Source organism: Kaistella sp. (assembly GCF_041824135.1).
Lineage (GTDB): Bacteria > Bacteroidota > Bacteroidia > Flavobacteriales > Weeksellaceae > Kaistella.
Genome location: NZ_JBGZYM010000022.1, coordinates 1 through 9,798, shown reverse-complemented (window position 1 = coordinate 9,798; position 9,798 = coordinate 1). Strand labels below are relative to the sequence as shown.

The window sequence follows — 9,798 nt, the reverse complement described above, 5'->3', positions numbered from 1 at the left end:
ACTTAAAATCAATTTTTTCATTTTATTTTTATTATTTTTGAATTCTTAATTATTATGGAAAATCTCTTATCTAAAGCCAGACAAATCGAATTTCACCCGCTAAAATTAGCGAAAAAGCAAGAACTTACCAAAACTACTTTTGCGCTTGAATTCGAAATTCCGGCAGAATTGTCTTCGCAATATCAATTTGAAGCAGGACAATATGTAACGCTTCAATCCTTAAATAACGAAAATCAGGTACAGAAAGATTTCTCGATGACCTCGGCGCCGTACGAAGGTAAAATCACTTTAGGAATTAAAATTAGCAGTGAAGAAAGTTTTGCAAATTCATTATTTAAAAATTTAGAAATTGGTGATTTAATAAATGTTTCAGAACCTCGAGGAAGATTTACAATCGTTTCCAAACCGCATGAATTTCGAACCATTGTGGGTTTTGCGGGTGGAATTGGAATAACGCCGATTTTGAGTCATTTCAAAAACATTTTACATACCGAACCTCGAACTCGACTTTTTCTTTTTTATGGAAATAAGACCAGAAGAGAAGTTGCATTTAAAAATGAATTGGACGAACTGATAAAGCAATATCCAGAGCGATTAGAAATTCATTATTTTTATTCTCAGGAAAAAGTGGGCAACGGACTTTTTGAAGGACGGTTAAATGCGAAGAAAGTCGCACTGATCATCAATCAAATTTTGCAGTTAGATGATACCGATGAAGAAAGTACAATTTGGGATGCAGTTGATGAAGTACTAATTTGTGGCAAAGGAGAGATGATAAAATCAATTGCCAATGCGTGTTACCAGCACGGGATTCAGAAAAGAAATATTCACTTTGAATTGTTTGAGGAATTTAATGAAGATATTTATCCGGTTGAAAAGGAATTTCCTTTAATTGAAAATATCGAAGTCGGTTTTAAACTTTTTAACAAAGAATACGAAACTACGCTACAGAATAATAAAATGCGACTGTTGCAACAGCTATTGATTCAGAAATTTCCGGTTCCTTATTCCTGCAAATCGGGGATTTGTGGAAGTTGCGAATGCATTTTGGAAGAAGGTGAAGTGGAGTTGTTGGAAAATGAATATTTGACTAAAAAAGAAGAAGCGGCTGGAAAAATACTCGCTTGTATGTCAGTCGTTTTAAGTAAAAATATTAAAGTTAATTTTGATTTAATATAACCATTTTGAAAAAAATATTAGACTTTTTGAAATCATTTTTTAATCTCGTCGAAATCGGGATTCTACTAATGATTTTGGCTAATATTTGGGTGTTTGCAGTTACGAATGGCCGAACTTATACCAAGATCTCTAAGATTCCACCGCGGGAAACGGCTCTTGTTTTAGGAACATCGCCGAAAATGAAATCGGGGGTTTCAAATCCCTATTTTACTTCTCGAATGGATGCCACTGCACTTTTATACCACCACGGAAAAATTAAAAAAATCATCGTTAGCGGCGAAAAAAGTAAAGGATACGATGAACCTGCCGCAATGAAAAATTACCTTGTTTACCAGGAAGGTGTTCCCGAAAATATTATCATTGAAGATCCAAAAGGCTTTAAAACCCAAGCCAGCATCAAAAATTGTCTGCAGGTGTATCATCAAAAAGAGGTGATCATTGTTTCGCAGGGATTCCATAATTTGCGTGCTTTGTTCTACGCCAGAAATAGCGGAATGAATGCGCTTGGTTTCGATGCACAGGATGTTTTAGCAAATAAAAGTTATTACAGAAATCAGTCGCGAGAGTTTTTAGCCCGAGTTGTAGCCGTAATTTATTATATCTTTAATATTGAACGAAAAGTTTAAAATTTTCTTCAAAATAATTTAGAGCTCGTTTTACCGAAGAGTTTAGCACAAAATCTTATATTTGTAAAAACAAAATATATGCTCGTAATCGGAATTGCAGGAGGAACCGGCTCTGGAAAAACTACTGTTGTTAATAAAATTCTTCAGCAACTCAATACAGAAGGGGTCAATGTACTTTCTCAGGATAATTACTATCATGATAATCCAAATCTTACCTTGCAGGAAAGAGAGGTTTTAAATTACGATCATCCGAAATCCATTGATTTTGAATTGTTGATTAAACACGTTAAAGCCTTGAAGAACGGTGAAACAATTGAACAACCTTTATATTCTTTTGTAACGCACTCCAGAACAGGTGATCACGTTTCCATCGATCCCAGAAATGTTTTGATCGTGGAAGGAATTTTAGTTTTGACTAATTCTGAATTATTGAAAGAATATGATTTAAAAGTCTTTGTACATGCCGATTCTGATGAACGGTTGATTCGCAGAATTCGTCGTGACACGCAGGAACGCGGTCGTGATTTGCAGGAAGTTTTGCACCGTTATCAAACGACTTTAAAACCGATGCATCAGGAATTTATTGAACCGTCTAAAAATGAAGCTGACTTAATCGTTCCGAATATGAAGCAAAATACCGTTGCTATTGACTTTCTTTCGACCGTTATTAATAATACTTTGAAAAAAACACATTAAAATGGAAGACTTAATTAAAGAAATAAAACCCAAATCATCGAAATTAAAATTCATCCAAAAGTATGTGGTGAATAAATATTTCGTGACAATTTTTCTGTTCTTAATGTGGATGGTTTTCTTTGATAGTACTTCTTTTTTGGTGATTAATGAGTTGAATGGCGAGGTCAATAAATATGAAACCCAACTAGCTTATTATAAATCAGAATATCAGAAAAATGACGAGTTTTACAAAAAGCTCATGAATAATAAAGACGAGAAAGAAAAGTATGCCCGCGAAAATTATTTCATGAAAAAACCGAATGAAGAGATTTTCATTTTGGTGGTTGATAGTACGAATTCCGTGAAGAAATAATTCTCTTTTAGTATTTTTAGGTTTTAAATTACTTCAATCGAAATAATATGAAAAAGCAATTTGTAATTCTATTCAGTCTTAGTTCTGCTTTTTATTTTGCTCAAACTAAAATTGAGTATAAAAATATTGATGTAGGATTTGGTGGATTTAGTGTAAAACTTAAAAATAGTGGTACCGAAAATGAAAGTGGCGGATTAACTTTCAATTTAAGTAACACCGTTCGTATTGATAAAAATTTGATCTCTTTGGATTTTCTGACAGGTGGTGGAGTCGGCGACGGACTGGTTGGTGTTGGCGGAGATTACAAGTTTTACCGATTTAATCTATTGTATGGCAGGTCGTTTAAATTGTTAGATTGGTTAGCAATCGAACCGAATGCCGGCATAGGATATTATCATCAAAACAGTGAGTTGTATTTTACAGAGGAGCAAATTAAAAATTCCGTTGTAAATTTTCCGCTTAAAGTAGCACTGACGACCGGAGCTTCTAAACGGGTAGGAATGGGAATTAATGCGGGTTATGATATCAACAAATTAAATAATACTTTTTCTGGCAATATTTTTTTAAGAGTAAATATTGTTAAAGATTAATTTTTTAAGATTAGAAAAATGGTCGTTTAAGGCTGTTTTTTTTAGTTAAAAGCCAGGTAATTGGCGATAATATAAATTATGTTTAAAAAAACGTCACTTCAAGATTGGGAATCTGTTGTTCAGAAACAAATGAAAACAGAAAATATCTATGATATTTTATCTAAAGAAAATTTGGAAGGAATTGTAGTGAAACCTTATTACGATTCTGTTCCAAAACCTTTGAGCAATCTTCCTAAAGTAGAGGAATCTACGCATCTTGTCTCTCTTTATCATGAAAGTGCAGAAGAAAATGTATTTGCATTTCTATTGAATAATAATGTGGAGGATCTGCAGGAGAAAGTACTTTTCGTCAACGATAAAGATTTAGCCGAACATATTTCAATCGATGAAAATAATCGTTATTTTTCTTTAGTTGATATTTTTACAGAAGATAAAACTGGTGAACTCAATCAGCAGTTGGCAAAAGAATTATTAGCCAAAAACTTTGAACGAAATCTTTGCGTTGATATTTCTTTGCATCAAAATTCAGGAGCGAACATCGTTCAGCAATTAGCAATTGCTCTGGCAAAAACCAAAGAACTGACCGAGGTATTCGGAGCCGAAATTTTAAATAAGATTGTTTTTAGGATCGCTGTTGGCGGAAATTATTTCTTTGAAATTGCTAAAGTCCGAGCTTTGAAATTAGTCTTTAATCAACTTTCGAAAGAATTTGGTTTAGATGAAATTCCATTTATTTTTGCGGAGACTTCATTAAGAAATAAATCAAAAAATGATGCTGAAAATAATCTCATTCGTTCGACCTTAGAACTTTCGGCGGCGATGATTGGTGGCGCAGATGCCGTATTTAGTAATGATTATAAAATTGGAAATTCCAATTCTGTTTCGGAGGAAATTTCGTTTAAGCAACAAATCGTTTTAGCCTACGAAAGTATCATTAATGTTTTCGATGATGCCGGAAACGGATCGTATTATGTCGAAGATATAACGCAACAATTTGCACAGAAATCCTGGCAGCTTTTTTTAGAAATGGAAAATGAAGGTGGATATTGCGAACTTTTAAAAAGTGGAAGAGTTCAACAAAAAATCTACGACCAAGCGATCAAAGAGCAAAATTGGTTTGAAGAAGGAAAAGTCAAAATCATCGGTGTGAATCTCTATCCTAAATTAGAGAAAACAAAGTCTGCCGAAGAATTGTATTCACCAAACGAAATTAAAGCAGTTCGTTTGGCCGAGATGTTTGAGTAATTTTTGCCAATAATGCACGATTTTTTTCTTCCATAATAAAGGAATAATTAAATCTTGTCAAAAACTTTTGTGACTTTTGTGGTTTTAAATAAAAATAGGGTGAAAAATATACTTAATAAAGAAGTCCTGAATTATCTCAATGCAAATCTCACATCGGATTTGCATTCTTTGTTGTTGAAGAAATCACCTTTTGCAGAAGTGTCAATGCAGGAAATTGTACAGCAGATAAAAGGTAAGAAAGTTGCACAAAAGAAATTTCCTTATTTATTAAAAGATGGAATTATCTTTCCACCCAATTTGAATTTAGAACAGGCTTCTTCACAAGCTACGGCAGAATTTAAAGCTCTACATTTAAAAGGTAAAAGTTTTGTTGATTTGACTTGCGGTTTTGGAATTGATGCTTATTTTCTCTCTCAAAATTTTGAAGAAGTTACTTTGGTGGAACAGAATTCTGAATTGTCAGAAATTGTAAAACACAACTGGAAAATTTTAGATAGAAACGCAAATTTCATTATTGAAAATTTAGAAAATTTCTTAAAGCAAAATAAAGAAAAGTTTGATTTGATCTATCTCGATCCAGCCAGACGAGACGAACATAAAAACAAGAAATTTTTACTGGAAGACTTATCGCCAAACCTCTTAGAAATTCAGGATCAGCTATTGAACATTTCTGATCAGATTATTATTAAACTTTCTCCGTTGATCGATATTTCTTATTTGATTTCAGCGTTAAAGAATATTGCAGAAATTCAAATTATCGCCGTCAGAAATGAAGTGAAGGAATTGCTGATTTTTATGCATTCAAAGAAAGATAAAGAGCATACTACAATCAGTTGCTTCAATCTTGAAAGTGAAGAGCATTCTTTTTCCTTTAATTTTGAAGACGAGAAATCTGCTATTTCAGAATTTTCAGAACCACTTCAATATTTGTATATCCCAAATAACGCCGTTTTAAAATCAGGCGGATTTAATAGTATTTCAGAGAAATTCAATTTAAAAAAATTACATCCTAATTCTCATTTTTATACTTCAGATGAACTTATAGAAACCTTTCCCGGAAGAGTTTTAAAAGTAGAAATCATTGATTCGAAACAAATAAAAAAGGGCGAGAAGTTTAATATTATTTCAAAAAATTATCCTTTAACTCCAGATGAAATTAAGAAAAAATATAAAATTAAAGATGGTGGAAATGACTACTTAATTTTTACTCAAACTCAGAAAAATAAAATTATTTTAAGAACTGTTTAGAATTTGTAGAAAACCTTTGTTAAAAATGGTAATATTTCTTACTTTTGGGGCATTGAAAATTATACAGATTCTTAATCATCATAAAGTAGATATGAAAAAAATTATTTTAGTCGTAGCAATCGCAGGTTTAGCCGCTAGTTGTCAAAAAATTCAAGCAGGTGGAAACAAAGGAGTGTTGAAAATGGAACATGGTGTCGAGCGATACAGCGATGACGTAATGAGCGATGAAGCAACTGCAGCAGTAAACGCAGCGGATGCTCAGAAATCTGCAGCAATGATGGCAGCTGACAGTTCTAAAGTAGTTGCTCAACCAGTAGTAATGAAAGCGGATAGTGCGATGGCAACCGAAATGCCTGCGTCAACTCCAACTAAATAGGACTTTTCACATATTAAAAGGTAAATGTCTTGCTTCGGCGAGACATTTTTTTTATTTTTACAAAGTTCGATGTTAAATAATTTTAATTAAAATAAAATGAAAGAAACCTTAGATTACATTCAAGAAAATAAACAGCGTTATGTAGATGAACTTTTTGAATTGTTGAAAATAGCTTCTATCAGTGCAGATCCTGCTTATAAAGATGAAGTGTTAAAATGTGCTGATGAAGTTTCAAAGTTTTTGAAAGCAGCAGGAGCAGACGAAGTTGAAGTTTGCCCAACCAAAGGATATCCAATTGTTTACGGTGAAAAATTAATTAATAAAAATTTGCCGACCGTTTTGGTTTACGGACATTACGATGTACAACCGCCAGATCCATTGGAGTTATGGACCAAGCCACCTTTTGAACCTTACATTGAAAAAACAGAAATTCATCCGGACGGAGCCATTTTCGCCAGAGGTTCTGCTGATGATAAAGGACAGTTCTTTATGCACATCAAAGCTTTTGAAGCGATGATGAAAACCGATACTTTGCCTTGTAATGTTAAATTTATTTTTGAAGGTGAAGAAGAAGTTGGATCTAAAAGTTTAGAAGCTTTCGTGAATGAAAATAAAGAAAAATTATCCTGTGATGTTATTTTGATTTCAGACACGCATATTTATTCTAATGAGCAACCAACGGTAACTACAGGTTTACGTGGTTTGAGTTATGTGGAAGTGGAAGTAGAAGGACCAAACCGTGATCTGCACTCTGGTTTGTATGGTGGAGCAGTTCCAAATCCTATTCACGTTCTTTCGAGAATGATTGCGAATTTGATCGATGAAGATGGACATATTACGGTTGATGGCTTTTATGATAATGTAGAAACGGTTTCTGATGCAGAAAGAGCCGATATGAATAAGTTGAAAGACGATCCAGAACATTTCAAAAAATCAATCGGATTAAATGGAGTAGAAGGGGAAAAAGGATACACCACTTTAGAGAGAACATCGATTCGTCCGACTTTAGACTGCAATGGAATTTGGGGCGGTTATATTGGCGAAGGTGCAAAAACGGTTATTCCGTCTAAAGCATTTGCTAAAATTTCAATGAGATTGGTTCCTTATCAAACTCCAGATGAAATCACCGAAAAGTTCACCAAATACTTTGAGAAAATTGCACCAGCCAACGTAAAAGTAAAAGTAAATCCGCACCATGGTGGAATGCCTTACGTTTTGCCTAGTGACACTAAAGAATTTTTAGCAGCGAAAACTGCTATGGAAACTGCTTTTAGTAAAGAAGTCCTTCCATATAGAAGTGGAGGAAGTATTCCTATCACGGCGATGTTTGAACAAGTTTTGAAAGCCAAATCAGTATTGATGGGCTTTGGATTAGATTCCGATGCGATTCACTCCCCGAATGAGCATTATGGTCTTTTCAACTTTTATAAAGGAATTGAAAGTATTCCGTTATTCTTTGAGAATTACACAAAGTAGCATTGATACAAAAGCCATCTCCGAAAGGAAATGGCTTTTTTGTTATTGATGCTCTTTTTTAATTTAAATTTTTTATTTATCTTGCGACTTAATTTAAAAAAAATATATCTTGAAAAAAATTCTATTATCTTTAATGACAGTTAGCTCATTAAGTTTATTTTCGCAACAATTAATTTCCTTTGAAGGCACAGAAGGTTACGTTTTAGGAAATATTAATGGTCAATCAAATTGGACTACTACAGGAACTGGTCCTGGTACCTTTGTTACCAACCAAGTGATTTCTGATCAGTTGGCAACGGATGGTGTTAATTCTTTGCTAATTACCAAAGAAAGCGCTTTTCCTGGTCAAGCCAATCCGATCGTGGGAGCTTTCAAAACACTCAATGAAACCGTAGCCTATAATGATTTCACACTTTCATTTGATATCAGACTTACGCAACAGGATGCAAACGCTTCGGCATTTGAATTTCAAACCGTTGGTGCAGGACCAGCTGGTGGTGTTTACGTAGTTAGAGTAAGATTTACTGAAACAGGCTCTATCTTAGCGGCACAGACTGTGGGAACCTCTTCTACATTTGAGACCACTACAGGAACATGGTTGCCTAATACGTGGTACCGTTTGAAAGTTGTTGGTACAGCCACTGGAATCACTTATTACTTAGATGGTACTCGTATTTTAACAGCACCTTTCTTTCAAGAATATAATTTTACAGATTTACGATTTGTTCATGATAATTATGGCGGTAATGGCTATATTGACAGAATTGCTGTGAACAATGAAGCAGCTCTTGCAACAGGTAATGTACAATCTACAAATTCAAAAATAGCGGTTTATCCTAATCCAACTTCAGATTATTTAAACTTTAGTGGAAAAGTATTCTCTGCTCAAATTTTTGATGCTGCAGGTAGAACTGTTTCATCTTCAAAAGTTTCTAACGGCCAAGTAAATGTAACAAACCTTGCAAAAGGAGTTTACATTGTTAAGTTTGAAACTGAGAATGGAACACAAACCGAAAAGTTCATCAAAAAATAATTTCTAATTATTTTAAAACTTAGAACGCCTCAATTTCGAGGCGTTTTTTTTATGCGAAATTTAATGGTGATAGATTTTCAAAATGGGATGCTTCAGCAATTAAAATGGCAGAAATTCTCCTACGTCACCTACTTTTTTTATCTTTAAGGAAATTAAATAAAATGAAAAATAAAGTAGCATATATTACTGGTGGAACAAAGGGAATTGGATTAGGAATTGCAGAAGTACTGCATAAACATGGAATCACTGTTGCTATTTCCGGACGTAACAAAGAAGATGCATTAGAAGTTGCAAACCAATTATCTACGATGGAAGCTCCAGTTTTTGGAATAGGTTCTGATGTGAAGAACTTTGAAGACGAAAAAAACGCAGTCGCCGAAATCACCAAAAAATTCGGAAAAATTGATTATGTCATTGCCAATGCAGGTTTGGGAGTTTTTAAACCCGTTGATCAACTTTCTACCGAAGAATGGTCGTCCATCATTGACACTAATCTTACCGGAATCTTCCATACGTTAAAAGCCTCAGTTGAAGAATTAAAAAAGACGGAAGGATATTTCATCACCATCTCAAGTTTAGCAGGAACCAACTTCTTTGAGAACGGTTCAGGTTACAACGCTTCAAAATTTGGAGCCGTCGGATTCACGCAGGCAGCAATGTTGGATCTAAGAAAATACAATATTAAAGTTTCTACCATCATGCCTGGTTCAGTTTCTACTCATTTTAATGGAAATGAACCTTCGGAAAAAGATTCCTGGAAAATTCAACCCGAAGATATCGGTCAATTAATCATGGATATTTTTAAAATGAATCCACGCACATTACCGAGCAAAATAGAGATTAGACCTTTACAACCAAAAGGTTAATTATGTATGAAATATAAATTTCTTCAAAATACTATGCATGCATAGTAAATAATTTTTTATCTTAGCAAACAGTAAAACAATAAATATTAGCACATGAAAATATTAGTTTGT

11 protein-coding genes are annotated in these 9,798 nt (G+C 33.8%); all 11 read left to right on the top strand.

Annotation, left to right across the window (positions count from 1 at the left end; translation table 11 throughout):
• Nucleotides 1-54: 54 nt before the first annotated feature.
• Complete coding sequence (locus ACEYOS_RS02410; protein WP_373709774.1) at nt 55-1,179, top strand: 2Fe-2S iron-sulfur cluster-binding protein; 1,125 nt, start codon at nt 55-57, stop codon at nt 1,177-1,179.
• A 68-nt stretch (nt 1,180-1,247) separates the two neighbouring features.
• Nucleotides 1,248-1,805: a vancomycin high temperature exclusion protein gene (locus ACEYOS_RS02405; RefSeq protein ID WP_373709801.1), complete on the top strand. Its 558-nt coding sequence runs from the start codon at nt 1,248-1,250 to the stop codon at nt 1,803-1,805.
• A gap of 57 nt (nt 1,806-1,862) precedes the next feature.
• Complete coding sequence (gene udk, locus ACEYOS_RS02400) at nt 1,863-2,501, top strand: uridine kinase (RefSeq protein WP_373709800.1); 639 nt, start codon at nt 1,863-1,865, stop codon at nt 2,499-2,501.
• A gap of 1 nt (nt 2,502) precedes the next feature.
• Nucleotides 2,503-2,853 carry a septum formation initiator family protein gene (locus ACEYOS_RS02395; RefSeq protein ID WP_373709773.1) on the top strand — a complete coding sequence of 117 codons (351 nt, stop codon included), beginning with the start codon at nt 2,503-2,505 and terminating at the stop codon, nt 2,851-2,853.
• Nucleotides 2,854-2,900: 47 nt separating this feature from the next.
• The gene (locus ACEYOS_RS02390) at nt 2,901-3,443 is read left to right on the top strand and encodes a hypothetical protein (protein WP_373709772.1); all 543 of its coding nucleotides are present in this window, start codon (nt 2,901-2,903) and stop codon (nt 3,441-3,443) included.
• 78 nt (nt 3,444-3,521) lie between these two features.
• The gene (locus ACEYOS_RS02385) at nt 3,522-4,688 is read left to right on the top strand and encodes a methylmalonyl-CoA mutase family protein (RefSeq protein ID WP_373709771.1); all 1,167 of its coding nucleotides are present in this window, start codon (nt 3,522-3,524) and stop codon (nt 4,686-4,688) included.
• A gap of 99 nt (nt 4,689-4,787) precedes the next feature.
• Nucleotides 4,788-5,936, top strand: coding sequence for a class I SAM-dependent methyltransferase (locus tag ACEYOS_RS02380; protein WP_373709770.1), 1,149 nt, complete (start codon nt 4,788-4,790; stop codon nt 5,934-5,936).
• A 25-nt stretch (nt 5,937-5,961) separates the two neighbouring features.
• On the top strand, nt 5,962-6,312 hold the full coding sequence (locus tag ACEYOS_RS02375) for a hypothetical protein (RefSeq protein ID WP_373709769.1): 351 nt from the start codon (nt 5,962-5,964) through the stop codon (nt 6,310-6,312).
• A gap of 96 nt (nt 6,313-6,408) precedes the next feature.
• A complete protein-coding gene (locus ACEYOS_RS02370; protein WP_373709768.1) occupies nt 6,409-7,788 on the top strand; it encodes a dipeptidase in 1,380 nt (459 codons plus the stop codon).
• Between the two features lie 133 nt (nt 7,789-7,921).
• On the top strand, nt 7,922-8,821 hold the full coding sequence (locus ACEYOS_RS02365; protein WP_373709767.1) for a T9SS type A sorting domain-containing protein: 900 nt from the start codon (nt 7,922-7,924) through the stop codon (nt 8,819-8,821).
• A gap of 161 nt (nt 8,822-8,982) precedes the next feature.
• The gene (locus ACEYOS_RS02360; protein WP_373709766.1) at nt 8,983-9,687 is read left to right on the top strand and encodes an SDR family oxidoreductase; all 705 of its coding nucleotides are present in this window, start codon (nt 8,983-8,985) and stop codon (nt 9,685-9,687) included.
• Nucleotides 9,688-9,798: the final 111 nt, after the last annotated feature.